The organism is Nocardioides sp. QY071 (assembly GCF_029961765.1).
Taxonomy (GTDB): domain Bacteria; phylum Actinomycetota; class Actinomycetes; order Propionibacteriales; family Nocardioidaceae; genus Nocardioides.
This window is the reverse complement of the sequence record NZ_CP124681.1, coordinates 339647-366253: the sequence shown is the minus strand read 5'-3', so window position 1 is coordinate 366253 and position 26607 is coordinate 339647. Positions and strand designations below refer to the sequence as shown.

The 26607-nt window shown below is 72.3% G+C and carries 23 protein-coding genes and 1 tRNA gene; 8 read left to right on the top strand and 16 right to left on the bottom strand.

Translation table 11 applies throughout. The annotated features are described in order from the left end of the window. Window positions 1-175: 175 nt before the first annotated feature. Together QI633_RS01705 and QI633_RS01700 are read right to left on the bottom strand one after the other, a co-directional pair. Window positions 176-829, bottom strand: coding sequence for a class F sortase (locus tag QI633_RS01705; protein WP_141800673.1), 654 nt, complete (start codon window positions 827-829; stop codon window positions 176-178). Window positions 830-1067: 238 nt separating this feature from the next. Further along, window positions 1068-1745: a response regulator gene (locus tag QI633_RS01700; protein WP_160158370.1), complete on the bottom strand. Its 678-nt coding sequence runs from the start codon at window positions 1743-1745 to the stop codon at window positions 1068-1070. 220 nt (window positions 1746-1965) lie between these two features. Between QI633_RS01700 and QI633_RS01695 the strand changes: the two genes are divergently transcribed. Next, the gene (locus tag QI633_RS01695) at window positions 1966-3795 is read left to right on the top strand and encodes a hypothetical protein (protein ID WP_282427901.1); all 1830 of its coding nucleotides are present in this window, start codon (window positions 1966-1968) and stop codon (window positions 3793-3795) included. Between the two features lie 142 nt (window positions 3796-3937). On the opposite strand, the gene QI633_RS01690 is transcribed toward QI633_RS01695, so the two are convergent. Then, window positions 3938-4603 carry a response regulator transcription factor gene (locus QI633_RS01690; RefSeq protein ID WP_160158372.1) on the bottom strand — a complete coding sequence of 222 codons (666 nt, stop codon included), beginning with the start codon at window positions 4601-4603 and terminating at the stop codon, window positions 3938-3940. A gap of 80 nt (window positions 4604-4683) precedes the next feature. Between QI633_RS01690 and QI633_RS01685 the strand changes: the two genes are divergently transcribed. Further along, window positions 4684-7005 carry an ATP-binding protein gene (locus tag QI633_RS01685; RefSeq protein ID WP_160158373.1) on the top strand — a complete coding sequence of 774 codons (2322 nt, stop codon included), beginning with the start codon at window positions 4684-4686 and terminating at the stop codon, window positions 7003-7005. Between the two features lie 12 nt (window positions 7006-7017). On the opposite strand, the gene QI633_RS01680 is transcribed toward QI633_RS01685, so the two are convergent. The 3 genes from QI633_RS01680 to QI633_RS01670 form a co-directional block, all read right to left on the bottom strand. Beyond that, complete coding sequence (locus QI633_RS01680; protein ID WP_141800678.1) at window positions 7018-7245, bottom strand: hypothetical protein; 228 nt, start codon at window positions 7243-7245, stop codon at window positions 7018-7020. Window positions 7246-7719: 474 nt separating this feature from the next. Next, entirely contained in the window at window positions 7720-10245 is a 2526-nt protein-coding gene (locus tag QI633_RS01675; RefSeq protein WP_282427900.1) for a VaFE repeat-containing surface-anchored protein, read from the bottom strand. A 242-nt stretch (window positions 10246-10487) separates the two neighbouring features. Next, window positions 10488-10769 carry a hypothetical protein gene (locus tag QI633_RS01670; RefSeq protein ID WP_282427899.1) on the bottom strand — a complete coding sequence of 94 codons (282 nt, stop codon included), beginning with the start codon at window positions 10767-10769 and terminating at the stop codon, window positions 10488-10490. Between the two features lie 143 nt (window positions 10770-10912). Between QI633_RS01670 and QI633_RS01665 the strand changes: the two genes are divergently transcribed. After that, a complete protein-coding gene (locus QI633_RS01665) occupies window positions 10913-11284 on the top strand; it encodes a hypothetical protein (RefSeq protein WP_282427898.1) in 372 nt (123 codons plus the stop codon). On the opposite strand, the gene QI633_RS01660 is transcribed toward QI633_RS01665, so the two are convergent. The 6 genes from QI633_RS01660 to QI633_RS01635 all read right to left on the bottom strand — a co-directional run bounded on the left by QI633_RS01660 (window position 11278) and on the right by QI633_RS01635 (window position 17327). Next, a complete protein-coding gene (locus QI633_RS01660; protein WP_282427897.1) occupies window positions 11278-12852 on the bottom strand; it encodes a sigma-70 family RNA polymerase sigma factor in 1575 nt (524 codons plus the stop codon). The two genes, QI633_RS01665 and QI633_RS01660, sit on opposite strands and share 7 nt — an antisense overlap. 230 nt (window positions 12853-13082) lie before the next feature. Beyond that, a complete protein-coding gene (locus QI633_RS01655) occupies window positions 13083-14333 on the bottom strand; it encodes a low temperature requirement protein A (RefSeq protein WP_282427896.1) in 1251 nt (416 codons plus the stop codon). 78 nt (window positions 14334-14411) lie between these two features. After that, window positions 14412-15824, bottom strand: coding sequence for a HAMP domain-containing sensor histidine kinase (locus tag QI633_RS01650; protein ID WP_282427895.1), 1413 nt, complete (start codon window positions 15822-15824; stop codon window positions 14412-14414). Next, window positions 15821-16507, bottom strand: a complete 687-nt coding sequence (locus tag QI633_RS01645) for a response regulator transcription factor (protein ID WP_141801273.1) — start codon at window positions 16505-16507, stop codon at window positions 15821-15823. The genes QI633_RS01650 and QI633_RS01645 overlap by 4 nt, the downstream gene beginning before the upstream one ends. Continuing rightward, entirely contained in the window at window positions 16507-17136 is a 630-nt protein-coding gene (locus QI633_RS01640) for a DedA family protein (RefSeq protein WP_282427894.1), read from the bottom strand. Before QI633_RS01640 ends, QI633_RS01645 begins: the two co-directional genes overlap by 1 nt. Before the next feature lie 101 nt (window positions 17137-17237). Beyond that, window positions 17238-17327, bottom strand: a tRNA-Ser gene (locus tag QI633_RS01635). 148 nt (window positions 17328-17475) lie between these two features. On the opposite strand from QI633_RS01635, the gene QI633_RS01630 reads away from it, so the two are divergent. Then, a complete protein-coding gene (locus tag QI633_RS01630) occupies window positions 17476-18903 on the top strand; it encodes a hypothetical protein (RefSeq protein WP_282427893.1) in 1428 nt (475 codons plus the stop codon). Window positions 18904-18906: 3 nt separating this feature from the next. Here the strand turns inward: QI633_RS01630 and QI633_RS01625 are convergent, their stop codons facing one another. Beyond that, complete coding sequence (locus QI633_RS01625) at window positions 18907-20100, bottom strand: ROK family protein (RefSeq protein WP_282427892.1); 1194 nt, start codon at window positions 20098-20100, stop codon at window positions 18907-18909. Window positions 20101-20190: 90 nt separating this feature from the next. Here QI633_RS01625 and zwf point away from each other — a divergent pair, with 90 nt between their 5' ends. Genes zwf through eda form a run of 3 tightly spaced genes read left to right on the top strand, consistent with a single transcriptional unit; the run spans window position 20191 to window position 24138 of the window. Next, the gene (gene zwf / locus QI633_RS01620) at window positions 20191-21690 is read left to right on the top strand and encodes a glucose-6-phosphate dehydrogenase (protein ID WP_282427891.1); all 1500 of its coding nucleotides are present in this window, start codon (window positions 20191-20193) and stop codon (window positions 21688-21690) included. Continuing rightward, a complete protein-coding gene (gene edd / locus QI633_RS01615) occupies window positions 21687-23540 on the top strand; it encodes a phosphogluconate dehydratase (protein ID WP_282427890.1) in 1854 nt (617 codons plus the stop codon). Before zwf ends, edd begins: the two co-directional genes overlap by 4 nt. After that, window positions 23527-24138 (top strand): bifunctional 4-hydroxy-2-oxoglutarate aldolase/2-dehydro-3-deoxy-phosphogluconate aldolase, encoded by a 612-nt coding sequence (gene eda, locus QI633_RS01610; protein WP_282427889.1) that lies wholly within the window; start codon window positions 23527-23529, stop codon window positions 24136-24138. Before edd ends, eda begins: the two co-directional genes overlap by 14 nt. Window positions 24139-24222: 84 nt before the next feature. Here eda and QI633_RS01605 read toward each other — a convergent pair whose 3' ends face one another. The 3 genes from QI633_RS01605 to QI633_RS01595 all read right to left on the bottom strand — a co-directional run bounded on the left by QI633_RS01605 (window position 24223) and on the right by QI633_RS01595 (window position 25850). Continuing rightward, complete coding sequence (locus QI633_RS01605) at window positions 24223-24795, bottom strand: TIGR03086 family metal-binding protein (RefSeq protein ID WP_282427888.1); 573 nt, start codon at window positions 24793-24795, stop codon at window positions 24223-24225. Window positions 24796-24826: 31 nt separating this feature from the next. Further along, window positions 24827-25294, bottom strand: coding sequence for a tRNA adenosine(34) deaminase TadA (gene tadA / locus QI633_RS01600; RefSeq protein WP_222117934.1), 468 nt, complete (start codon window positions 25292-25294; stop codon window positions 24827-24829). A 61-nt stretch (window positions 25295-25355) separates the two neighbouring features. Next, a complete protein-coding gene (locus QI633_RS01595) occupies window positions 25356-25850 on the bottom strand; it encodes a tRNA adenosine deaminase-associated protein (protein ID WP_141800689.1) in 495 nt (164 codons plus the stop codon). Between the two features lie 70 nt (window positions 25851-25920). Between QI633_RS01595 and upp the strand changes: the two genes are divergently transcribed. Further along, window positions 25921-26565, top strand: a complete 645-nt coding sequence (gene upp, locus QI633_RS01590; protein ID WP_282427887.1) for a uracil phosphoribosyltransferase — start codon at window positions 25921-25923, stop codon at window positions 26563-26565. Window positions 26566-26607: the final 42 nt, after the last annotated feature.

Below are 26607 nucleotides of genomic sequence, written 5' to 3'. Positions count from 1 at the left end.
CCTGCCGGGCCGGACGCCCGACAGGGTTGCGGCGGCTGCACGAGACGGCCCACCCGGGTCTCGGGGTCAGTGCGCAGTGGGGTGCACACGTGGGGCCGCTGCTCCTGCAGCTGCACACGCCGGGCGGCAAGGGGACGACTCTGCGCACCGACGTGGGATCTGTGGACCGTCCTGGTCAGCCTGGATCGACGACGGGGGTCGCGTACCAGATCGTGCGGTGAGTCCAGCGCCCCGGGCCGAGCCGCTTGCCCGAGCACACCACGATCACCAGCTGCTCCGGCCCCCACCAGCGGAAGGCCTTCTTGCGGGGGACCTTGGTGGCGCCGTACTTCTTGCGCCCGGTGACCTGGTAGCAGGCATTCGCGGAGCCGTTGGCGAGCTGGAGCCGGTCACCCACGGCGAGCGAGCGGAGCAGCGCGTTGCCGAGCGCCGAGTCGTCGGGCCAGGTGTGCGCCACCATGATCACGCTGCCCTTGCCGCCGCCCGGCCGGACCTGCGGATCGAGGCCCATCAGCCACTTGCCACGCTTGGTGACCGGCGGCGTGCCGACCGCACCCGAGGGGGTACGGCGCACGCGCACGACGCTGACCGACCGGCCGATCGCGGGGATGCTGGTCGTCGCCGGGGTGAACGGTCCTGCCGGTGTGGAGCAGGCCGCGGTCGCGCGGACCCGCTCCACGGGTGTCGCGTCCGCGCCGGGGACGACGGCCCCGCCCAGCACCACGGCGAGGCTGACCGTCAGTGCCGCAGCGACACCTGCGTGCGCGACGGCGCGCAGCGGGCCACGCGTGTGCACGACCCGCTGCGGCCCGGATCGTTCGAGGGCCATCCCTACCTCCAAGAAGCTGATGTCCGCGGACGCGGAACGGGCGCGCACCGACGGTGCTACGTCACGCCGAGTTCCTCGCGTCTCCGACGGAGGCAGGACGCGAACCGTCGATCCCCTCCACCTGCCTGGACGCTAGCGGCGCGATCGAGGCCCACTCCGCGCTTCGGCAGAGCTGGTTGAGGATTGTCCCCCGTTGAGGGGGCAGAGCCGGGTCATGGGAGCCCGAGCGATCCGTCGCTCATGACGACGGGGTCATCAGGCCGTCTCGGATCGCCTCCCGGTTGAGGTCGATCTTCGTCCGCACCGGACGCCCGACGTCGGCGTACTTGGCCTTCACGCGCTCGATGTACTTCTTGACGGTGTCGCGCTTCACCCCCAAGGCCTCGGCGACCGCGTCGAGGGTCAGGCCGGACGCGTAGAGAACCAGGGCGCGCTCCTCCTGATCGCTGAGCCGGGGACGCTGAGCGTCCCCCGCCATCACGCTCGCCAGCTCCGGGGTGATCCACTGACGGCGCCGGAGCACCGCCCAGAGCGCAGCGACGATGTCCTCCTCGGTGTCCCTCTTGCCCACGAAACCGGTGACTCCGGCGCGGATCATGGCGCGCACGAGCGGGACCGACGCCATCGCGGAGAGCACCAGGACACGCAGCCCGGAACGCACCAGCCGCTCGACGACGGCCGGGTCCGCGTCGCGGCCACGGTCGACGACGAGGTCGAGGACGACGACATGCGGCCGCTCGTGCGACGACCGGCCCGCCATCCAGGTCATCAGCTCGTCGAGCGTCTCGCAGGAGCACACCACCCGCAGGCCGGGCTGCCGGCCGACCAGCTCCTCGGTGCGCAGCCGCTGCAACCGATGGTCCTCGACGATCGCGACGCGCCAGTACGCAGGCCCGCCCTCCTGCACGTGTGTCACTGGATATGAGCCTTCCTGAATCTCCGCTGCCCCGGACTCGACCAGGTGGAAGACTGGGGGGACTGCGGGCGGGCGCGCCAGGCCGTTGGACAGCACGCGGTCCCTCGCGTCGTCTGGCGTCGATCGCGCCGGCCGTCCTGTCACCTGTTCGGGGGGCATTTGAGCCGAGTTGCCCCACTTAGGGGGATTCGCGCACCGGGAGGCCGATAGAAAGCCGGGCATGTCCGCATTGACTACCTCCCCCCGACGTCGCGTGAGGCTCGCCGGCATCGCCGCGCTGGCCACCGCGACCGCCACGATCACCATCTTCGGAAGCGTGCCCAGCTCGCACGCCGATCCCGCCCCCGAGCCCGAGGAGCCGACCGTGCTCGGCGTCGGCGCGTTCGAGGAGACCCCCGCTCCCGGCTCCTGCGCCGCAGTGGTCACCCTCGAGGGCGCCAACGGCGGCACCGCCGTCTCCACCGGCGACGACGACCCGGAGACCGAGGACCCGGACGACCCGATCCAGGTCGGCGGCGGCCAGGGCGCCCGCATCCAGTTCCGCATCCCGGTAGCGCCGGGCGACGTGCTCACCGGCGTGGTCGGCGACGGCGGTTCCGGCGGCGGCATCGGTGGCGCCTCCGGCGACGACAAGGGCGGCAACGGCGGTCCCGGCGGCCACACTGGTGGTGGCGGCGGCGGCTACACCAGCTTCTCAGTCAACGGCGACCTCGTCGCGCTGGTCGGCGGCGGCGGCGGCTCTGGCGGCGGCCACAACGGCGACGCAGGCGGCGGCGGTCACGCCGGCGTCGTCGACGGCGCAGGCACGTGGGCCGGCCAGGAAGGCGCGGCCGGCAACGATGCCACCGCTGACACGCCCGGCGCGCCCGGCGGCGGCCAGGGCGGCGACACCAGCGCACCCGGCGCCGGCGGCGTCCACGCGAGCGACACCGACAACAACGGTCACCCCGGCGACGCCCGCAACGGCGGTGAGGGCGGCGGTCCCAACGGCGCCGACCAGGGCGGCGGCGGCGGCGCCGGCTACTTCGGCGGCGGCGGCGGTGCCACCACCATCGGCGACGTGACCGGCCCGAACGGCGCGATCATCGGCGGCGGCGGTGGCGGCGGCTCCAGCTACTTCGACACCGCCCACGGTGCGGCTCTCATCCCCCAGGCAGAGGGCGAGAAGCTGGCCGACGACGAGCCGAGCCGCGACGGCACCGGCGAGATCGAGTGGGTGCCGTGCAACTACGACCTGTCGGTCACCAAGACGGCCGCGGCCGAGGTGTTCGAGTCCGGCACGCCGGTCACCTACACCCTGGTGATCACCAACAACGGTCCCGACCTGATGGGCATCGACGACACGGTCACGGTCACCGACGACAAGGCCGGCGGCGGCACCCTGGTGTCGGTCCAGGCCAGCGGCAGCGGCACGCCGTTCTCCTGTGACACCGCGGTCGGCTCGGCGATCCCCGCCGACGGCGAGCTCGACTGCTCGCGGCCCGTGGGCGGCGACGTCCGCGGTCTCGACAACGGCGAGAAGCTGACCCTGGTCTACAGCAAGGTCCTCACCGGCAACGCACCCGTGCTGAACAACGTGGGCGTCACCGACCGCGGCAACCCGGCGAACAACACCGCGGCCGCCACCGTGCAGCCGGCCGTTCCCGGTGTCGCGCTGGTCAAGAAGGCGACGCCCAAGAAGGTCGCCAAGCTCGGCGAGAAGATCAAGTACACCTTCAAGGTGACCAACACCGGCAACATCGCGCTGAAGACGGTCACGATCGCGGAGCAGCAGTTCAGCGGCAAGGGCAGCCTGACGCCGAAGTGCCCGGCGCTCCCGGCCACCGGCCTCGCCCCCGGGGCCTCGATCACCTGCACGGCCACCTACAAGGTCCACAAGCGTGACCTGGTGGCCGGCAAGGTGGTCAACGTCGCAACGGCCGCCGGCACCACCCCCGCCGGCAACCCGGTCCAGTCGCTGCCGTCGAAGGCCAAGGTCAAGACGCCCAAGCAGCCCAAGAAGGTCGCGGGTACGCCTGCCACTGGCGCCCGGAGCCTCTCCGGACGCTGAGCCAGACCAGGCACCACCCCAGGCTGGATGTCGAAAGGCGGAGGGGCCGCACCCGTTCGGGTGCGGCCCCTCCGTCTTAGAGGTTCCGCCAATAGGTGGACCACACACCGGAGGGCGCGTTGCCCCTCGGCGCGGGGCGTCGTCACACGTGCCCGACGTACCCGTCGTCCACGGCGATCCGGCTGAGCTCGACCTTCGAGCGCACCGGCCGACCCGCCGCGGCGTACTTGGCCTTCACCCGGCCGATGTAGGTCTTCGCCGACTCGGGCTTGACCCCCAAGGCCTCGGCGACCGCGCCGAGGGTGAGCCCGGAGGCATAGAGCACCAGAGCCCGCTCCTCCTGGTCGCTGAGCTGCGGACGGTCGGCGTCGGAGGCGATCACGGCGGCGAGGTCAGGGGTCATCCACTCGCCGCGGCGCAGCACGGTCCACACCGCGTCGACCACGTCCTGCTCGGAGTCGCGCTTGCCGACGATCCCGGCGACTCCGGCCTTGATGACGGCGCGGACCAGGGCGGGTGAGGCGAGCGCGGACAGCACCAGGATCCGCAGACCGGCGTCGACGAGGCGAGCCACGACGTCCGGGTCGACGCTGGGCCCACGATCGACGCTGAGGTCGAGCACGAGCAGCTGGGGGCGCGAGCTCACCGGTGCACGCTGCACCCAGGCGAGGAACTCGGGCAGCGTGCTGCAGCTCGCCACCACGACCAGGCCCGACTCGCGTCCGAGGATCTCCTCGGTACGGCGACGTTGCAGCAGGTGGTCCTCAACGAGGGCGACCTGCCAGACCTCCGACCCTCCATCTCCCACGAGGACAAGTCTCGCAGTCCGGCGTCGAGATGTCGGCGGGTTACCCGAACTCACCCTGTCGCAGGCGAGAGAATGCCCGCGTGACCAGACTCCGAGCACAGGTCCGGTTCGGTCCCCTGGTCCGCGACCTGGTCCGTCGCGCGGCACCCTTCACCCCCGCCGAGGACGGCTGGGCGACGCACACCCTCGCCGACTCGATACGACGGGTGCTCCTGCTGGCCACCGTCGGCTGTCAGCTGGTGATGCTGGGCGCGATCTTCGCCTCCGACCGGCCGATCGGCTCACTGCTGCCCCTCCTTGTGGCTCACGTCGCGGTGCTGTTCACGACGCTGGTTGTCCGAGCTGGCCGACTGCCGCTGTGGCTGCCGATCGTGGGGGTCGACCTGCTGTTCGTGGCCGACTGGTGGGCCGCCGCGTCGATGAACGACCCGCTGCTGTTCGCGGCCTGCTGGATGTTCAACCTCAGCAGCGCCATGCCCGCGTTCGTGCTCCGCGGCCGCCTCGCCCTCGCGATGCCCGCCGCGACCGTGGTGCTGGTCCCGGTAGCCATGCTGGTGACCCGACCCGAGCTGCCCACCACTCTGCCGATCTCGGTGTTCGTCACCCGCTGCGCGATCGTGCTGGCGACCCGGATCTGCCAGACCTATCTCTACGACTTCGCGGGACGTGCCGACGCGACCACGATCGCCGCGCAACGCCGGCGGGCCGCGGCCGCCACCCAGGAGGCGGCCAGCCGGGCCTCCGCCGAGGACGCCCGGGTCCTGCACGACACCGTGATCAACACCCTCGCAGCCCTCGCCAGCGGCGGCGCCGCGGTGCGCGACGCCGACGCGGTGCGCGAGCGCTGTGCGCGCGACATCGCGACCGTCAGCGCGCTCCGCGATGGCGCCGAGCCGGCCACCGACAACGGTGGGCTACGGGCGGCGTCATTCGACCCCCGGATACGAGTTCGCCACCGCGGACTCGACGACGACGAGTTGGCCCGGCTCGAGGACGACCTGCTCCCGGCCCGACTCCGGGCGCTGCGCCGGGCCGCCACCGAGCTGGTCCAGAACGCCGCCAAGCACGCCGGTGTCGGCGAGGTCGACATACGCGCTGAGGAGAGGGACGGGCGCCTGGTGGTGACCGTCGCCGACGACGGCGTCGGCTTCGACGGGCAGGTCGGCACCTCCGGCGGCCTGGCCGTCTCGGTCCTGGACCGCGCCCGGGAAGCCGGGATCGAGGTCGATCTCGACACCGCGCCGGGCGCCGGGACACGGGTCACCCTGACCGTGCCGACCACCGGCGCACCGCCCGCCAAGTCCGGCACGGAGCGGAACATCGCCAGCATTGTGCAGGTGCTGCGCCGCGACGCCTGCCTGCTGTACGCCGCCGGGGTGTCCATCATCGGCTTCTACCTCGCCGTCACCAACCACCCGGGCGAGGCGACGCCGGAGTACCTGATGGCAGGCCTCTCCGCTCTCGGCGCGGGGGTGGCCTGGCGGACCACCCGGCGTCGCGAGAGCCTGCCGACGTGGGTGGTGGTCCTGCTCACCGCCGCGGCGGCGGTCGGGTTCGTGCTCTCCGCCGCGGCAGTCGACTACGGACGCGAGGATCCGGTGCTCTGGCAGGCCATCGGCGCGACGGGCCCGCTCATCGTGATCACCGAGCTCGGTCCCCGCCGGTCCATGGCGGTGTGGGCCGCGTTGTCGTACGGCGCCGTGGTCGTCGCAGTCGCGGTGGCCGTCGGACAGTCCTCCCAGCAGGCCGAGACGATCACCCTGATAGCGGGCGCGGCCGGGCTCGGACTGGTAGCTGGCTGGGCCCGGTTCCAGCACACGATCGGCGCGATCGGCACGCAGGCTGCGGCCGACCAACGGGCCGGCTGGGCCGCGGACACCCGGCTGGCGGAGCGGGAGGCAGCCGACCGGTCCCGAGCGCGTTGGCGCGTCGCCGGACTGAACCGCTCCCTGGAGCTCCTCGAGGCGGTGTACGGCGCCACCGACCCCGGCGCCCCGGCGCTGCGCGAGCGCTGCGCCAGCGAGGAGGCCTACCTGCGCCAGCTGACCCTGCTCCATCCCGACCTGGTCCATGTCGGCCAGTGGTTCGCCCGGGCGCTCAGCGACGCCCACGAACGCGGCGTCCGGCTGGTGGTGCGGGCCGGCGGCACCGACCTGCCCGCCGAGATGGCGGCCGGCGTAGGCGATGTCGTGCTGGCGGCGGTGGCCGAGACCCCGCGCGGCACGGACCTCACCGTCACCCTGTTCCCGGCCCCCGAGGGCGTCCGGATGACCCTGGTCGGCGCGCACCCCCACGTCACAGCCGGCATACGCTCGGCGAGCGGGCCGATCGCAGTGAGCGCCCAGGTGCTGTCGGTGGGCGGTCAGGACGTCGCGGAGCTCCTACTCGACGTGCCGGCCTGAGTCCCGCACCCCTCAGAGCTCGTCTTCGACAGGCCGCACCAGCGGGAGCAACCGCACGCTCACCTGCTCGTCCTCGGACAGAAGGTGGTTCCCCGCCAGCTCGTCCTCGGCCGCCCAGGCTGCGGCCACGGCGTGCGGGAACGGGCCGAGGTACTCGGTCAGCGACACGCTGCGGACCATCACCGCGTACGGCTGGTCCATCCGGGTGAGGAGATCCTGGACCCAGCGGTCGACGACCACGTCGGGGCTGCGCTTGGACTCGTCGGGCTCGCCCCACCACGGCTCCTCGGTGGTCTGCAGCAGGTCGGTGTAAGGCGGTGCCCCGCGCCCCTCGTCGTGCCGGCGCCGCAGCGGGTCACCTGGCGGACCGCAGGTCGCGGCCGAGCGTCGACCTCGGTGATCGCAATGCCGGACGCCAGGAGGTGGCGGTCGAGGCCGTCCGCGGTCAGCAGCTCGACGGTGAGGAAGCGGTTCTCGGCGCTTGGCAGCAGGCAGGTCACACCGTCCTGTGCCACGGCAGCCGGTTCGGCCTGGGCCTGACCCTGGGAGCCCACGGCCAACACTCCCAACGTCATGACACCCGAGACGGTGGCCAGATACCCCGACTCTGGACGTGGTGGCATGGCCTGCTCCTTCCTGGAGGTGAAATGGAGCAGATGCGCCCGACGGCGGCGGTGGACAAGAACCACCACCGCCGCCGGAGTCATGTCGCTGTCAGCCCAGCGGAACCGCGGTGACCACGACGTTCTGGCGGTAGTGGAACCCGCCGCTCGACGTCGTCACCTTGCCCGCGCAGCTGATCAGCACCAGCTGGTGCTCACCGGTGGTCGAGAAGAACCGGTCGGGCAGCTTCGAGGTCCGCGAGAACCGCTGGATCGAGGTGACCCGGTAACGCAGCTTCTTGCCGCCCTGCCAGAGCGTCACGACCTTGCCCTTGCGGATCTTGGTCAACTTCCAGAACGCACCCGGCCGGTCGTGCCGGTCCGACACGTGACCCGCGATGACCGTGGTACCGATCAGATCGTCCGCCGCGGCGGACTGGCTGAGCTGGCCCGTGCGGGCGACATTGCCGGGCACCTGCATGGTGCCCCTCTTGATGCCGACCAGCGAGGTCCGGGCGTTGACGCCCAGCGACGGGATCCGGATCCGGTCGACCGTACGACGTCCGGCCGGCTTCCATCCGTCGTTGGCGAAGCCCGTGCTGACGGTCGGCGTCGCGTAGGCCGGCTTGTGCACCAGGGTGGTCTCCGACACCAGGCCGCAGGCGTGCGACGCGGCGGTGTTGTGGCTGTCGGCCGTGGTCGACGCGACCCAGGTGTAGTAGCCGGTCTGGTTGACCTGGACGGTCGGCGTGTGGACGACACCGTTGCCCGGCGTGAAGTTCACCGTGCCGACGGCGTTGGCCGGCGTGCAGGCGATCTTGTCGCGGGAGGCGAACGGACCGTACAGCGTGGCCGAGCCGGTGGCGCCGTACCCGGGGACGAAGCCGGTGATGGTGACCTTGTCGAACACCTGGGCACCGGGCTTGACCTGGTCGTGCGAGGTCTCCGTCGTCAGCGACACCTTGGACTCGCCGCCCGAGCCGGTGCCCGACTGCTGCACCGTGGTGGTCTCGGCCGCGAGCCCGCAGGCGTGGGTGGCCTTGTCGTTGCGGTCGTCCGCGCTCACCGTGACCTGCCAGGTGTAGAGCCCGGGCTGGGTCACCGTGACGGTCGGGGTCGTGATGGTGCCGTTGGCCGGGGTGAACGTGACCGTTCCGGCCACGTTGCCCTCGGTGCAGACGGTGTCGTTGACCGCGGAGAGCGGGCCGTAGAGGACCGCGGTGCCGGTGGCGTTGCCACCCGGGACGAACCCGGTGATGGTCACGACGTCGTGCAGGCTCGCGCCGACCGTCACCGTGGCCGCGGAGGCCTGGGTGTTGACGGTCGGGGCGCCCTTCTGGACTGACACGGTCTGCGCGGTGTCGTTGATGTCCTTGTGCTCCGCGACGACGGCCGGCTGACCGGTCACGGTCAGCTCCTCGAACGCAACCAGCGACTGACCCGCGTAGCCGGCCGGAACCGTGAACTCGACCTCGACCGTGCCGTTGGCGCTGACCGGGGTGAAGGTCTTGGTGCCGGTGATCCCAGTCGCCGAACCATCCGACTTCTTCCGCAGCTCACCGGTCACCGTGTACGACGTACCCGGAGTCAGGTTCGAGTAGGCGATCGTGTCCACCACGACCCCACCACCGGCGGGGATCGTGTGGTCGTCGTCGGCCTTGTCGACCAACGTGGTGCCGATCGACGGAGCCGGAGCGGCGGTCCAGCTGACGGCGGCCGAGCCGGTGGTGGTAGCGGTGCTGGCCGCGACCAGGACCAGCGACTGCGCGTGGTTGCCGGTCGTGGGGGTGCCGCCGCTGGTGGTCGGCACGGAGATGGTCATGCCGGTGCCACCCGCGCCCTGCGCAGTGACGGTGACGGTGGCGGAGCCGGCGGTGGTCGAGCCGCGCAGGTCGAGGTAGATCTGCTGGCCGTCGGTGACGGCCGAGGTGTTGATCAGGGTTCCCGCGGCATCGGTCACGGCGACGCCCGGGGCGACGGTGACGCTGACGGTCGGCTGGTTGGTGTGGACCGTGAACGGGCCGACCAGCGTGCCGGCCTGCTGCGCGCCGGCCGGAGCGGTGACGGTCGCGGTGACCGAGGCCGAGCCGGGCGTCAGGGTGTTGCCCTGGTTGATCTTGCCGATCAGGTACCAGTACGCCGCCTCGGCGTTCGCCGTCGAGTCGGAGCCCGCCCAGTTCCAGTTCGCGTCGAAGGTCAGGTCCGTGTAGCGCCAGATGGCGTACTGGATCGCCTCGATCGCGTCGTTCGGCGTGAGACCGGGCACGCCGGCGGCCGTGGCGAAGTCCGACAGGCTGATCGCCGGGTAGCTGTTGGCGACGATCCACATCACCTTGCCGGGGATGGTGGGGTCAGTGTCGTAGTAGTTGGTGCCCAGGAAGGCCGATACGTTGCCGGCGACGCCGGTCGTACCGGTCTTCGCCGACACGTTGTGCTCGATGCAGTACGCCCAGTAGTCGGGGGTTCCCGGGTTGCTGGTGTCCGCCGGCACGGGCGAGTACACGCTGTGCAACCGCGTGCCCGGGTGTCCCTGCACCAGCGTGCCGATCCAGACGGTGTCGCCGGCTCCTGGCTGGGTCGTCGCCGACGCCGACGGCGCCAACGACGGCATCACGACTGCACCAAGGGCGAGAGCCAAGCCCATCACCCAGGCTCGCCACCCGCGGTGGCTCCACGTCGACTTACTCACTGATCTGTCCCCTTCGTTCTCATCGACGCACCGTTGCGCCGGCTGGTCGGTCAACATGGATCTGCACGTCTCGCGGCCCGGTCTGGGGCCCCACCCCAGCTGTGGGCATCTTGCAAGCACTGAAACGCCCCAGGACAGCGAATGCGCCGGCCTCAGGGCCGAATGACCCCCCTTTGGGGGACATGTCGAGGTCACCCATCCGCGCCACCGGGCCGCGGCACGAGGTGTGGGCAGAACGGCGGCAGCAGCGGTGTGACCCGGTAACTGCGGTCGGCGGCCACCTCGGCGTTGACCTTGCGGTCGTCCTCGAGGGCGCACAGGGCGGCCTGGGCGTCGAGGTATGGCCCGGACACGTAGGTCAGGCCTCCCTCGGTGATGGCCAGGACATGTGGACGGTCGAGGTCGGCGACGCTCTCGGCGATGACGTGGTCGACCAGCAGCTGCAGCGTCTCTCTGACCGGACGACTCGTCACCCGATCGGGTGACGAGTCGTCCGACCCACGGTTCGTTGTGACGGCTCCCATGCCAGGGAGACACGCTCGGATCCTTGCCATGACGCGATCGGACCGAAGACTTTTGCGTCAGATCCGGGCCGCGACGCTGTCTACGAGGCGTGATGCAGCAGGCCGAGACCTCCGTCGATGTCCTCCACCCGCGCTGGGTGCACCGGGCCGTGGCGACCGCGGAGCGGCTTGCCGTCCACCCGGCGGCGCTCCAGCTGCGTCGGCTCAGCGAGGCGCCCGAGCTGCTCGACGACATCGTGCTGGCCCACGCCCTGGACGTGACCCACGCCCGGACGACGACAGCGCTGCTGAGCCCGAGCCTGCGGCACCAGCGTCGGCATGCCCTGCTGCGCGTGCACGCCGAGCTCGTCGCGCAGCTGCCCCGCGCAGGCGCCGAAGCGCGGCTCGTCGAGGCCGTGACCAGCCGGATCCGGGCCGAGGCCGCCCGCGCGTGGCTGGACGACTCGGCCCGCTGGCCTCAGTAGCCGTCGCCCTGCCGCCCCGGCGCCGGTACGGCGATCGCCCGCGTGTTGTTGCCGAGGTCGGCGTCGCGCCCATCGAGGCCGGAGATCGCGAAGGTCAGGTACGTCGTGTGGGCGACCTTCACGTCGAGGATCACCTGGGTGATCCCCGAGCCGACCGTGACGAGGTCGGACCACGGACCGTGCTGGGCCCGCGAGGCGCAGTCGGTCGCGCCGCCCGCGCTCACGCAGTAGTTGGTGGCGCCGACGCCGCCGAGCGCGACCTGGACGGCCTGGCCGTCACCGTCCACCTGGAGGGTGACACGGCGCCAGGCCGGGCCCGACGGGGAGCCGGCCAGGACCGGCGTGCCGAGGCGCGGGTCGCGCTCCGGCTGGGTCGTCGGATCGGTCGACGTGGTGGGGTCGGTCGGGGAAGGGTCCGAGCCCCGCTGCTGCGGCGCGGTCTCGGCCCGCGGGGGCGTGGACGCGACGGGCGGCGCCTTGACCTCGGTGAATATCAGCTGGTCGGCGGGGCGCTTGCGCGCGGCCGAGGTGACCTCGACGGGCGTCGGCGTCTCCTCGACGACGGGGGTCTTCGTGTGCGGCGCCCGGTGCTTGGCGGCGCGCGGGGCGGCCGGCGTGACGGGGTCCGCGGCCTCGCTGGAGCGGGTCGGCGCTGGCGTCACCGACGCCGCCGCCTCGTTCGGCTCAGGCGAGCGGATCGCGACCAGCGCGACGCCGGCGACCACGCCGGCGACCGCTGTCGCAGCGAGCACCCCGGTGAGGGCCTTGCCGAAGGAGCCGCTGATGATCGCACCGATCCCACCGGCCGCCGTCGCGCCGACGGCTCCGGTCGCAGCCAGCGAAAGCACGAGGGGCGCGAGCAGCGCACCCACGTCACGGCGGGCTTCACCGAGCTCGAGGATCGCGATCGGGCAGCTGTTGCAGGTGCGCAGGTGTCGCTCGACCGTCTCCTGGCGGGCCCGGGTGAGGTGGCCGTTGACGTACCCGGGCAGGTAGCCGACGACCTTCTTGCACTCGGTCGAGTCGGCGGCCTGGGTGTACTGCGCCAGGTAGGCGTCGGCGAGGCCACGTCGGGCCCGCAGCGCCAGCGCCGCGACCGCGTTGGCCTTGATGCCGAGCAGCTCACCGACCTCTTCGTGGGGCACCCGGTCGACTTCGCAGAGCCATAGCACCTGCTGCCACCGGGCGGGCAGCGTCGCGAACGCCTCGCGCACCACCCCCGTGGTGAGGTGATTGCCCGACGTGTCGTCGGTGACGAGCAGCGGGATCAGGTCGCCCGGCTCAGTGGTCACCTCACGGCTGCGGCCGCGCAGCTTGTTGACGGCGACGTTGTGTACCGTGACGCTGAGGTACGGCCGGAAGGTGGTCGTCGGTCCGCGCCCACCCTTGAGGATCGCGAAGATCCTCTCGAACGCCTCGGCAACCACGTCCTCCGCGTCACGCTGGCCGACGGTACGCCGGGCCACGGCGAACGCGTAGGCGCGATGCCGGACGAACAGGACGCCGAACGCGGCCTCGTCTCCCCGCCGGACCTGCTCCAGCAGCTCTTCCTCGGAATGAAGCTCCATGACTCCCCCAAAAACCAGTGACCCGGCCGCTCCATAGCGGCAGGGTTCACCGCCCCACCTGATCGGCCCCGTGGCCGGATGACTCGATGAACTGACCAGCTCCATCACCACTGCCCGCGGGGAGCCACTCGTCAGCGGTGATGCACCTGTCCCACTTCACGGTAGGCCGGACGTTCCGGCGACCGGAGCGAAGGTGCCCAACTGGGCGGAATTTGTCCCCCGAACGGGGGTCACTGCGGCAGGTTCTCCAGCACAGCGGCGTTATGGCGGAACCCGGTTGTCTCATAGCCCACCACCGTCACCCAGGGCGCGAGGGACAGCACCAGCAGACACCACACCAGCCCTACATCGGCGGCGGCCATCAGCAGCGCCGCGGCGATCACGACGGCGGTGCCGACCAACAGCAGCACGTGCAGCCGGTCGAAGCTGCGGGTCAGCGACGAGTAGCCGGCGTAGAAGACCACGAGGTAGACAGCCACCGGGATCGCGACGGTGAGCACGATGGCGACCAGGCTCAGATGGGTCTCGTGCTCGAGAAAGGTGGCGCCGCCGTGCAGCCCGGCGCCGACGGCGACGACGCTGCCGAACACCAGCAGGTGGCCGTAGCCGAAGCCGAAGGAGCGCTCCGGGTGCGCGTGCAGGATCTGCCCGGCCGGCACGACGAAGTAGCTCCACCAGATGCCGAAGGTCAGCGCGGTCCCGGCCATCGCGAGCAGGACGATCTCCCATGTCAGGCCCCCCGCCGCGAGCGCGTTGAGCGACGCCATGGTGCCGATCAGCCCCTCGCCGAGGGCGATGATGACCATCAGGCCGTAGCGCTCGGCGATGTGGTGGGCGTGCCAGGGAGTTCCGGCGAGGCGGGTCTCGGCGTACACCGGGCCACTGACCTCGACGAGGAACGGGATCGCGAGCAGCGCGAACGAGGCGCCGACCGGTAGGTCCACCAGCGCCAGCCCGATCCAGAGCACCTGGGCGAGCAGGATCGAGACGAGATAGGTGCGCACGACGTCGCGCCGGACCGCGTCGTGGGAGCCGGCACGCCACCACTGCAGGACCATGGCAACCCGCATCATGACGTAGCCCCACACCATGACGTCGAGGTCGAGGGTGTCCTTGCGCTCCGTGACGGAGTCGAACATCGGCTTGATGCCGAGCGCGAAGACCAGCACGCCGACCATCTGCAACATGGTGGTCAGCCGGTAGATCCAGTCGTCGGTGTCGTACGCCGAGGCGAACCAGCTGAAGTTGATCCACGCCCACGAGATGCCGAAGGTAGCGAAGCAGAAGGCGACGACGCCGGGGACCACGTGCTCGTGGGCCAGGGCGTGCGCGAGCTCGTTGGCCGCCGTACCGAAGGCGACGGCGAAGGTGAGGTCGAACAGCAGCTCCAACGGGCTGGAGACCCGGTGACTGTCGTGGGGGTCGCGGCCGATCATCCGGCGGCGGCCGTGACGGACCTCCGGTTCAACACTCTCCGACATGGGGCGGACAATAGGCCCGATCGGGGCGCGGGAGACGGGTCGAGCCCCGGCGAGGGGCGCGGGCGGGGCCAAGTGTGATCAATCCGTGACCTCAGCCGCCGTGGGCAACAGCACGGTCACCGTCAGGCCCGCGCCGTGGTCACAGTCGAGGTCGACGACACCGTCCGGGCGAGCGACGTGCTGCCCGTCCTGGCACAGCCGCAGCTGACCGCCGGCGCGCTCGGCGATCCCGGCGACGAGCGCCAGGCCGAGGCCGGCGCCGGTGCGGGACCGTGCCTCCTCGGCGCGCGTGAACCGTTGGGTGGCGGTTGCAAGCAGGGCGGGCGGCATCCCGGCGCCCGCGTCGCTGACCGTCAACCGCACCCAGCCGGGGCCCGGCCGGTCGACGACCAGACGAACCGGCGGGGCGCCGTGCCGGACGGCGTTGTCGAGCAGGTTGGCGAGAACCCGCTCCGCCTCGTGGTCGGCGATGCCGACGGGGGTGGTGGTGGCGAGCAGCTCGACCTCCCAGCCGGCGGCGCCGGCGGGATCGGCGACCCGGCGCTCCTCGACGACCCGCGCGACGACCTGCGCGAGGTCGCTCTCGCCGCCACCCACTGGCCCGGCGCCCACCTGGAGGAGCTGGTCGGCCAGGCGTGCGAGCCGGTCGAGGTCGATGGCGAGCTCGTCGAGGATCCGCTCGTGCTCGTCCGACGTACGACGTCGCCGGCGGGCCAGCTGGATCCGGCCGGTCAGCAGGGTGAGCGGGGTGCGCAGCTCGTGGCTGGCCTCGGCGACGAACTGCCGTTCGCGCTCCAGTGCCCGCTCCAGGCCGGCGAGCATGTCGTTGAAGGTGTGGCCGAGCCGGGTCACCTCGTCGTCGCGCCCGGCCGGCACCTCGAGGCGCAGGTCGGCCGCCCCCGTCGCGATCGCCGCGGCCTGCTGCCGGTACCGCTCCACCGGACGCAGCGCCGCGCGGGCCAGTCGGTCGCCGACGAACGCCGTCACCAGCAAGGTGCCGAGGCCGGCGACGACCAGCTGCAGCAGCAGCTCACGCAGCGCCTCGTCCTCGCGGTCCCGCCGGACACCGACCAGCAGCCGGCGTTGGTGCGCGAGTCCCACCGCCCGGATCCGGTACGACGCCCGCCCGGTCGAGAGCCGCGCCTCGACGTCGTGCTTGCCGTAGCCGCTGGTGACCAGCATCGGCGTCGTACCGGCCGGTCCGCCGTGGTCGACGACCGTCCCGTCGTCGTCCACCACCTGCCAGGCCAGGCCGATCGCCTCGGCCGCGTCGCGATCCCGGGCGACCCCGTCGTCGCCGACGATCGGCCCCAGGGTGCTGACGCCGTGGGCGAGCTCGGTGTCCAGGGCCCGGTCGAGCGCGAAGTCGACGCGCCAGTAGACGAACGCGCCCGCCGCGACCAGCACGACGAGCGTCGCGACCGAGAAGCCCGCGACCAGGCGTGCCCGCAGCGGCCAGCGGCGCGGTCGCACCAGGTTCGCGCGGTTCACGGGTGAGGGTCGGGCGGGTCGAGCCGGTAGCCGACTCCGCGCAGGGTCGTGATGGTGCGGGTCCCGAAGGGCCGGTCGATCTTGGCCCGGATCGCGGCCAGGTGGACGTCGATCACGTTGCTGCGCAGGTCGGTCTCGCCGTCCCACACCTCGTCGAGGATGCTCAGCCGGCTGACGACCTGGCCGGCGTGCGTCGCGAGCAGGAAGAGGATGTCGAACTCGCGCGCCGACAGCGTGACCTCCTCGCCGGCCCGGGTCACCCTCCGTGCCCCCGGGTCGACGACGAGGTCGCCGACCTGGACCGGCGCGAGGCCGGTGAGGCTGTTGCGGCGGTACAGCGCGCGCAGCCGGGCCAGGAGCTCGTCGAGGTCGAACGGCTTGGGCAGGTAGTCGTCGGCACCGGCGTCGAGGCCCTCGATCCGGTCTCTCACCTCGCCGCGCGCGGTCAGCATCAGGATCGGCGTCACCAGTCCGAGGCCACGCAGCTGGCGCGCCACGCTGAGCCCGTCCTTGCCGGGCAGCATCCAGTCGAGCAGCGCGACGTCGTACTCCGTGCCGGCAAGGAGCCGCTCGTACGCCGTACGCCCGTCGTGGACGACCTCGACGTCCCAGCCGGCCTCGCTCAGCGACTCGTCGAGCAGGTCGGCCAGGCGGACATCGTCCTCGGCGACCAGTACCCGCATCACGGCTCCACGGTAGTGCTCATCCGGCCGCGGCGGTGGCGAGCGAGCACGTGGCGACCGACGAGGAACGCGAGGACCACTCCAGTGAGCACCAGGCCGGCGTTCGAGAGCTGGTGGGCGACGTGTTGCCAGCTGCTGCCCGCGAGGTAGCCGGCCGCCACCATCATGCCGCCCCACAGCACGGCGCCGGTGAGGTTGGCGAGCAGGAAGCGGCGGTACGGCATCCGCCCCATCCCGGCCAGGCCCGGCACCAGCACCCGGAGCGCGACGGTGAAGCGGCCGACCAGGACCGCCCAACCTCCGCGCCGCGACAGCGCGTGCTCGGCCCGGTCGAGCCGCTCGGCGCGGACGAACCGGCCCACCGTGGAGTCGAGGATCCGCCGCCCCCACCGCTTGCCGACGAGATAGCCGACGGTGTCGCCCGCGGCCGCGCCGGCGATGCCCGCGGCCGCCACGACGGCGACCGGCACGTGCCCCTGCCCAGCGACCACGCCGCCGAGCAGCAGCGCCAGCTCACCGGGGAAGACGAAGCCGAGGAACACCGAGGACTCCAGTGCAGGCAGCAGGAACACCACCACGACGGCCAGCCAGGCCGGGACAGCGAGGAGGTGCTCGACGAGCGCGGTCATGTCGCGACGGTAGGCCGGAGGAGATGAAGGAACCGTGAAGTCGCCGGGCGGCCAGGAACCGAAGAGCCCCCGTCGCGATCCGACGGGGGCTCTTCGCTGGCTGGCGGTGACGGAGGGATTTGAACCCTCGGTGGACTTGCGCCCACAAACGCTTTCGAGGCGTTCTCCTTAGGCCGCTCGGACACGTCACCGCGGGAGACATTACCGGAGCGGCGACGACGGTCCGAATCCCGGCACCCGCCCGGCGATGCCGTCGCGACGGGCCGAGGTCGCCGTTTGCCGTCCTCGACGACCGGGTACGCGGGCACTGGCCCAGACACCACGACGCACGGAGGACCCATGCCACCGGAAGGACCGCTGATCGGGAGCGGGATGAAGGCCCTGATCGCCGAGGCCGCCATCGCGGCCGACATGGAGCACCGCGGGTTCCTCAACTACGGCGGCGGGAACTTCGTCGAGGTCGGCAGCAACGCCAACGACTCCAACCCCGTCGTGTGGCGGATCACCGTGTCGGACGGCAAGGTGCAGCGCGAGATGATCTACGGCTCCGAGTCCGACTCGAGCGTGCCGAAGGTCGAGGACTACTCCCACCTCCAGGCTGACGTGTTCGACTACTGGCACAAGGCCATCGACGACGCCTTCGTGGACTGGGAGGACTTCCCGTCGGCGAACCCGCTCGGCTGGGACAAGGGCGCCGTGCTCAAGGGCGCAGCCGAGATCAGGGTCAACGCACACAGCGACGACAACACCGGCGAGGCGTCCGGCGCGAACGTGCGGCTCGACTCCGACATCTCCAACCTGATGACCCGCACCGGCCAGCTCAACGGGGAGTACGCCGAGGCGTTCAACGAGAAGTATGTCACCAAGCTGCGTCCCGTGCTCGACAACCTGCAGGCACTGACCATGGTGCTGGCCTACTCGCTGGCCGGCGAGGAGGAGCTGTTCCGGCGTACCCGTGAGCAGATCGCCCAGGTCGCCAACGACTCGCTCAAGGCGATGCAGGCATCGGGGCCCAAGGGTGGCGACATCACCGGCCTGAAGATCTTCCTGATCGTCGTCGGCGCGGTGTGTGCGGGGGTCGGCGCCGTCGCCGCGGGCGGCGTCGCCGTTCCCGTGGCGCTGAAGGTCGCCGCTTCACTCACCGGCGCCGGCGCCAGCGCCAGCGGCGGCCTGCTCGGCGCGCTCGTCAAGCCGCCGCCCGAGCCCGAGCCGATCCCGCTGGGCGCGGACCATCCCTCGAAGGTGCTGACCAACCTGGTCAACGGCCTCAAGGACATCAACACCCGGATCCGCACCGAGGAGCAGCTGCTCGTCGACCTCCTCGACGCCACCTACACCGACGCCGCCCCGGCGACCGCGGCCGGCCCGTTCAACATCGCCAAGCCCGAGCTGATCGGCAAGACCGGCAGCTCCGTCCTCGAGTCGCACCAGGTGCTGGTCGACAAGGAGACGATCGCCAAGATCACCGAGCTGTGGATCCCGTCGATCGTCGGCGACCTCAACGCGTGCACCGCCGAGCTCACCATTGGCGCGTCGGGCTGGACCCGTCCGGCCGGCATCGGCCTGTCGGCGACCGGGCCCTGGTCGTCGTACTCGAAGCTGCAGACCGGGGTCGCCGACCTGGTCAAGGACACCGCGACCGAGCTGACCGGATCCGCGGAGAGCCTGCAGGCGGCGGCCGCCGACATCGGTCTGTCCGACGAGCACGTCAACGAGAGCTACGCGGCGCAGGCCCGCAAGATCACCGAGGACAACATCAACTACTGACGATCAACCGACGCGGACCGCGTTCCGCAACCGGGCGTCGACGGCGGCCGGGCTGAGCACCTCGTCCAGCGCCAGGGCGGCGCACCCGACGAGGCCGGCCCGGTCGCCGTACGTCGCGGGGAGGAACTGCAGCTCACGGGTCGCCAGCGCGGACGACCGGGCATAGACCGCCTCGCGCACGCCGGCCGCGTAGACGTCGTACGCCGCGGCCATGTCGCCGCCGAGGACGACGGCGCGCGGGTTGAGCAGGTTGATGGCGACGGCCAGCAGCTCGCCGACCATCCGTCCGCTCTCGCGCAGCAGCTGCTTGGCCTCGGGGTCGCCGGCCAGGGCGTGGGCGACCAGGTCGCGGACGTGCTCGACCTCGCGCCCCTCCTCCCGCAGCCGCGCGACCAGAGCCCAGCCGGCGGCGATCGTCTCGAGGCAGCCGACGTCACCGCAGCGGCAGGGCCGGCCGGCAGCCTCGGACACCTTGGTGTGGCCGAGCTCCCCGGCGGCCCCGAGCGCTCCGCTGATGATCCGGCCGTCGGCGACGACGCCGAGACCGAGGCCGGTGGAGGCCTTCAGCACCAGCAGGTCGCGCGCCTGGGCGACGTGGCCGAGGTACTCCGAGCGGGCCAGCATGTCGGCGTCGTTGGCGAGGAAGAGCGGGGCGTCCGCCACCGCGGTGAGGTACGGCGCCAGCGGGATGCCGTCCCAGCCGGCCATGACCGGCGTGTCGACGCTGACCCCGCGCCCGGCGTCGACCGCACCCGGCAGCGACAGCCCGATGCCGAGCACGGGTGGCGTGACCGGACCGATCAGTTGCGCCAGTTGATCAGCCACGCCCGGCATCACCACGCCGGGTCCGGCGCCGATCTCGTGGTCGACCGCGGACGCGGCCAGCTCCGTGCCGCCGAGGTCGAAGACGGCGACCTGGGAGCGGGAGCGGCCGATCGCGACCGCGAGGACGCTACCGGCGTCGACCGCGAGCTCGAGGCTGCCGGGTGGGCGGCCGCCGGTGGAGGCGAGCCCGGCGCCGACCCGCAGCAGCCCGGCCTCGCCGAGCGCGCTCACCCGGGCGACCACCGCGGTGCGGGACAGGCCGGTGAGCCGGACCAGGTCGGCCCGGGTGGCGGCCCGGCCCGCTCGGACGAGCGCGAACAGCTCGCCCGCCGTCGCCGTGTCGCGGCCGACCGGCTGCCGCACCTCCGTCATGCCTCCGAACTCTAAACCCCTGTCACTTTGTCCTGAAAAAGTCATAAGTATGACTTCCCCAAGACACTCTTGCGCACTACCGTTGCGCAGGTGACCGCACCCGACCTCGTGCTTCCCCCCTGTGACTTCACCGTGTTCGGCGGCACCGGCGACCTGGCGCTGCGCAAGCTGCTGCCCGGGCTCTACGAGCAGGAGCGCCGTCGCCAGCTCCCCGCCGGCACCCGGATCATCGGCGTCTCCCGCACGCCCCTCGACGACGCCGGCTACCGCGACCTCGTCACCCACGCCCTCTTCGACCACGTGGCCGAGGACCACCTCGAGGCCGGCGCCCTGCACCGGTTGACCGCCCGCCTGCACCACCTCACGCTCGACATCGACTCCGCCGAGGACTGGGACCGGCTCCATGGCCTGCTCAAGGACCGGCCGGTTTCGAGGCTCGCCGGCGCTCGCACCTCAACCACCGAGACGGCCGAGGTCACCCGGATCCACTACCTCGCGGTCGGCTCCGACCTGTTCGGCACGATCTGCGACCGGCTCGACGACCTCGGCCTGGTCACCCCGCGGTGCCGGGTCGTGCTCGAGAAGCCGATCGGCGCCGACCTCGCCTCCTCGCGCCAGGTCAACGACGCCGTCGGCCGGGTCTTCGAGGAGCGGCAGATCTTCCGGATCGACCACTACCTCGGCAAGGAGAGCGTGCAGAACCTCCTCGTCACCCGCTTCGCCAACGTCTTCCTCGAGCCCATCTGGAACTCCCGCTGGGTCGATCACGTCCAGATCACCGTCGCCGAGACCCTCGGCGTCGGCGAGCGCGGCGACTACTACGACCGGGCCGGCGCGCTGCGCGACATGGTGCAGAACCACCTGCTGCAGCTGCTCTGCCTGGTCGCGATGGAGCCGCCGTCGTACGTCGGCGGCGATGCGCACGACGCCGTCCGCGACGAGAAGCTCAAGGTGCTGCGCGCCCTCGCGCCGCTCACCGGCACCGAGGTCGACCGGGCAACGGTCCGCGGCCAGTACACGTCGTACGGCGCCGACCTCGGGCACCCCAGCACCACCGAGACCTTCGTCGCGCTGCGCGCGGAGGTACAGAACTGGCGCTGGTCGGGCGTGCCGTTCTACCTGCGCACCGGCAAGCGCCTGGCCCGGCAGGAGTCGACGATCGAGGTGGTCTTCAAGGAGCCGCCGCACGCGATGTTCCCCGACAGCGAGGGCGTCACGACGCCCAACCGGCTGACCATCCGGATGCAGCCCGACGAGGGCATGCAGCTGCACCTGACGGCCAAGCACCCGGGCCCCGGTGGGATCCGGCTGCACCCGGCGTCCCTCGACCTGACCTGGGCCGACACCTTCGACGAGCGCAGCCCGGAGCCGTACGAGCGCTTGCTCCGCGACGTGATGCGCGGCGTCCCCACCCTGTTCATGCGCCGCGACGAGGTGGAGGCCGCGTGGGGCTGGGTCGAACCCATCCTCGAGCAGTGGCGGGCGAGCGGCGTCGAGCCGGTCCGCTACCACCCCGGCACCGACGGACCCGCAGCCGCCGAGCGGTTGCTTGCTCGAGACGGTCGCACCTGGCAGGAGGGTTCGCGATGACCGAGGAGCTCCACCCCGTCCTGGCCGAGGTCACCCGGCGCCTCGTCGAGCGGAGCGCGGCCACCCGGTCGGCTTACCTCGACCGGGTGCGGGCCGCCGCGGTCCGCGGCCCCGCGCGCGGCCGGCTCGCCTGCGCCAACCTCGCGCACGGCTTCGCCGCCGCCGAGGGTCCGGCCAAGGCCGAGCTCGCCCACGGGCACAAGCCCAACCTGGCGATCGTGACCAGCTACAACGACATGCTCTCCGCCCACCAGCCGTACGGCGCCTACCCACCCGTCCTCAAGGACGCGGTGATCCGCGCCGGCGGGCTCGCGCAGGTCGCGGGCGGCGTCCCCGCCATGTGTGACGGGATCACCCAGGGCCGCGACGGCATGCAGCTCTCGCTCTACAGCCGCGACGTCATCGCGATGTCGACCGCGATCGCGCTGTCGCACGACATGTTCGACGCGGCACTGCTGCTCGGCGTGTGCGACAAGATCGTGCCCGGCCTGCTGATCGGAGCGCTGTCCTTCGGGCACCTGCCGACCGTGTTCGTGCCCGCCGGGCCGATGGCCTCCGGGCTGCCCAACGGCGAGAAGGCCCGCGTCCGGCAGGCGTACGCCGAGGGGAAGGTCGGGCGCGAGGAGCTGCTCGAGGCCGAGGCGGCGTCGTACCACTCCCGGGGGACGTGCACGTTCTACGGCACCGCCAACTCCAACCAGCTGCTGATGGAGGTGATGGGCCTGCACCTTCCGGGCTCGTCCTTCGTCAACCCGGACTCCCCGCTGCGCGAGGCGCTGACCCGGGAGGCCGCCGCGGTGGGCGTGCGGCGGGCCGCGGGTACCGCGCCCGGGATCGGTGAGCTGGTCGACGAGAAGGTCATCCTCAACGCCTGCGTCGCGCTGCTCGCCAGCGGCGGGTCGACCAACCACACGCTGCACCTGGTCGCGATCGCCCGCGCGGCCGGGATCCTGCTCACCTGGGACGACCTCGCCGACCTGTCGGCCGTCGTACCGCTGCTGGCACGGGTGTACCCCAACGGTGCGGCCGACGTGAACCACTTCCACGCAGCCGGCGGGGTCGGGTTCCTGGTGCGGACCCTGCTGGACGCCGGACTGCTGCACGAGGACGTCGAGACGATCGTGGGGCGCGGACTGCGGCGCTACAGCACCGAGCCCGTCCTGGTCGACGGCGAGCTGTCGTGGCGACCCGGTCCGGCAGAGAGCCTGGACCTGGAGGTGCTGCGGCCCGCCACGGCGCCCTTCTCGGCCGACGGCGGCGTGAAGGTCGTGCGGGGGCCGCTCGGGACGGGCGTGGTGAAGACCTCCGCGGTCGCGGTCGAGCACCGGACGGTGTCCGCGCCGGCGCGGGTCTTCGACGACCAGCACGACTTCCTCCTCGCGTTCGCGAACGGCGAGCTGGACGGGATCGACCTGGTCGCGGTGATCCGCTACCAGGGGCCGGCCGCCAACGGCATGCCCGAGCTGCACAAGCTGACCCCGGCGCTCGGGGTGCTGCAGGACCGGGGACAGCGGGTCGCGATCGTCACCGACGGCCGGATGTCCGGTGCCTCGGGCAAGGTCCCCGCCGCCATCCACGTCACCCCCGAGGCCGCACTGGGCGGTCCGCTCTCCCGGATCCGCGACGGCGACCTGGTCACCCTCGACGCCGACGCCGGGGTGCTGACCGTCGCCGCCGACCTGGCCGGGCGTCCTGCTGTCGGGGCCGCTCCGGCCGGCGACGCCTGGGCCGGGACCGGTCGAGAGCTGTTCGCCGCCTTCCGCGCCACCGTCGGCCCGGCCGACCAGGGCGCCTCGATCTTCCCCGTCCCCGCTGCTGCTTCCCCGGAGGTGCCCCTTGTCCGCGCTTGACCTGGTCCCCGTGCTGCCGGTGGTCGTGATCGACGACCTCGCGACCGCCGTACCCATCGCCCGGGCGCTCGTCGACGGCGGCCTGCCCGCCATCGAGCTCACCCTGCGCACCCCGCTGGCCCTCGAGGCGATCCGCCTGATCGCCGCCGAGGTGCCCGAGATCGCCCTCGGCGCAGGGACGATCGCCACGCCCGGCCAGGCGTCGGCCGCGGTGGCCGCCGGGGCGGGCTTCCTCGTCTCCCCGGGCTGCACGCCTTCGCTGCTGGCCGCGATGCAGGACACCGGCGTGCCCTTCCTGCCCGGTACGGCGACCGTCTCCGAGGTGATGGCGGTGCTCGACGCCGGCGTGAGCGAGATGAAGTTCTTCCCCGCCGAGGCGGCCGGCGGAGCGGCGTACCTCCGCGCGGTCGGCGGCCCCCTCCCCCAGGCCCGGTTCTGCCCCACCGGCGGCATCACCCCCGCCTCCGCGCCCGGCTACCTCGCCCTGCCGAACGTCGGCTGCGTCGGTGGCTCGTGGCTCACCCCCGCCGACGCCGTCGCCGCCGGGGACTGGGAGCGGATCAGCAAGCTCGCCGCGGAGGCAGCCGCGCTGGGTTGACCAAACCGTTCGATCGAACGGTTTGAGCAGGCTCGCCGGCCCATTCCGCGATCGAATCGTTCGATCGAACGGTCCGGTCGCGCGTCAACCCCGGCGGCCGAGGAGCGCGAGCAGCTCGACGAGCGGCGTCGCGCCGTCCGGGACGGGCAGCACCGCACCGAACGCCGTGCCCCTGTCGGCCGCGGTCTCCGGGCTCGAGAACGGGCGGGCGAAGGACAGGCAGGCCGCGACGTCTGCCTCGGTGACCGCGAACGGCCGGCCCAGCGCGGTGGCCAGGTCCCAGCCGTGGACGACGACCTCGTTGAGCGCGACCGCGGCCGCGACCTCGCCGGGCAGGTCGACGCCGCCGGCGGCGGTCATGCCGTCGTACGCCGCCGGGTCGCGCCAGGCCTGCGCCAGCTGCCCGAGGTCCGACGCGATCCGCTCGCGCCAGCCGTCCTCCAGCCGGGACGCGTCGCCGCTGCCGCCCTGCCCCGACCCCGGCGACGGCGCCTTGCGGGCTGCCTCGGCGAAGGCGAGGGCGAGGCCGCCGACGTGCTCGACGAGGTCACCGACGGAGTACGCCGTGCACGGGGTCGGGAGGGCGAGCTGGTCGTCGGTCACCGACGCCACCAGGTCGCTGAGCGTGGTCGTGGCCGGTCCGAGATCGAGGGTCATGACCGGTACCGACCAGGGAGCACGGCCGGAATCATCGGCGCTGGGAGGAGAAGAAGCCGTCGAGCAGGGCGGCCGACTCCTCGGCCAGCACCCCGGCGAGCACCTCGGGGCGGTGGTTGAGCCGGCGGTCGCGTACGACGTCCCACAGCGAGCCGACCGCGCCCGCCTTGTCGTCGTACGCACCGAAGACGACGCGGTCGACCCGGGACAGGACGGCGGCGCCGGCGCACATGGTGCACGGCTCGAGGGTGACGACCAGGGTGCATCCGGTGAGGCGCCACTCGCCGCGCGCGGCGGCCGCCTCGCGCAGGGCGACCACCTCGGCGTGGCCGGTCGGGTCGGCGTCGCGCTCGCGGACGTTGCGGCCGGTGCCGATCACGGCGCCCTCGGGTGAGACGACCACCGCACCGATCGGCACGTCGCCGGTGGCGAGCGCGGCGGACGCCTCCGCGAGGGCGGACCGCATCGGCTCCTCCCAGCGGGCGAGCGGTGCGCTCATCCGGGGTCCCCGGCGAGTTGTTCGGCGGAGCGGGCCGGGGGAGAAGAACTCGGAGGCGTGGTCACGCCGAGGTGAGGCCGACGGTGTCGTCGAAGAGGTCGCCGAAGCCGAGGCCGCGGGCGATCTCGGAGAGCATCTCGTCGGGGTACAGCTCGTCGTCGTCGAGGATCGCGGCGAGGTCCATCGCGTCGACGCCGAGGTCGCTGAGCAGCTCGAGGTCGCCGGCGGGCTCGGGGTCGTCCTCGTCCTCGACGGGCGGCAGGCCGAGGTGCTCGAGCACCACCGCGGCGACCTCCCACTCCGTCGCGGCGGTGATGTCGGAGAGCATCACGCGGGTGCGCGGGCCGGCGACGCGGACCACCACGAAGAAGTCCTCCTCGACGGCGACCAGGCCGACGGCGCCACCGTCACCGGGGAACCGGCGCAGCGCGGCGGCGAGGGTCTCGACGTCGGTCGCGTGGTCGGGCGACAGCTCGGCCACCTGCCACACACCCTCCTCGCGGTAGGCGGCGAGGGCGAAGTCGACCGATTCGATGGCCGTGCCGCTAGCGGTCATGCGTCAAGCGTGGCACGGGACGGGGCGCAGGGCCAGAGGGTTTCGCGCTTGAGCCACTAGGGTCTCCTCCATGCGCACCCTGGTCGTGGATCACCCCCTCGTCGCCCACAAGCTGACCGTGCTCCGCAACAAGGACACCGACTCCCCGACCTTCCGGTCGCTGGCCGACGAGCTGGTCACCCTGTTGGCCTACGAGGCCACCCGCGACGTCCGGGTCGAGCCGACCGAGATCGAGACTCCTGTCACGCCCACCACGGGCACCCGGCTCGCGACGCCGCGCCCGCTCGTCGTACCGATCCTGCGGGCCGGCCTCGGCATGCTCGACGGCATGGTCCGGCTGCTGCCGACCGCCGAGGTGGGCTTCCTGGGCATGGTCCGCAACGAGGAGACCCTCGAGGCCACGACGTACGCCGAGCGCCTGCCCGAGGACCTGTCCGGGCGGCAGTGCTACGTCGTCGACCCGATGCTCGCGACCGGCGGCACCCTCGCCGCGGCGATCCGCTTCCTCGTCGACCGGGGCGCCGACCACATCACCGCCGTGTGCCTGCTGGCGGCTCCCGAGGGCTGCGCGCGCCTCGAGGAGGAGCTGGGCGACCTGGAGATCCCGGTGACGATCGTGACCGCGGCGATGGACGAGCGGCTCAACGAGAAGGGCTACATCGTCCCGGGTCTCGGCGACGCCGGCGACCGGATGTACGGGATCGCCGCGGGCTGAGCGCCGCGCGTCCAGCGCCGTCCCGCTCAGCGCAACCCGTAT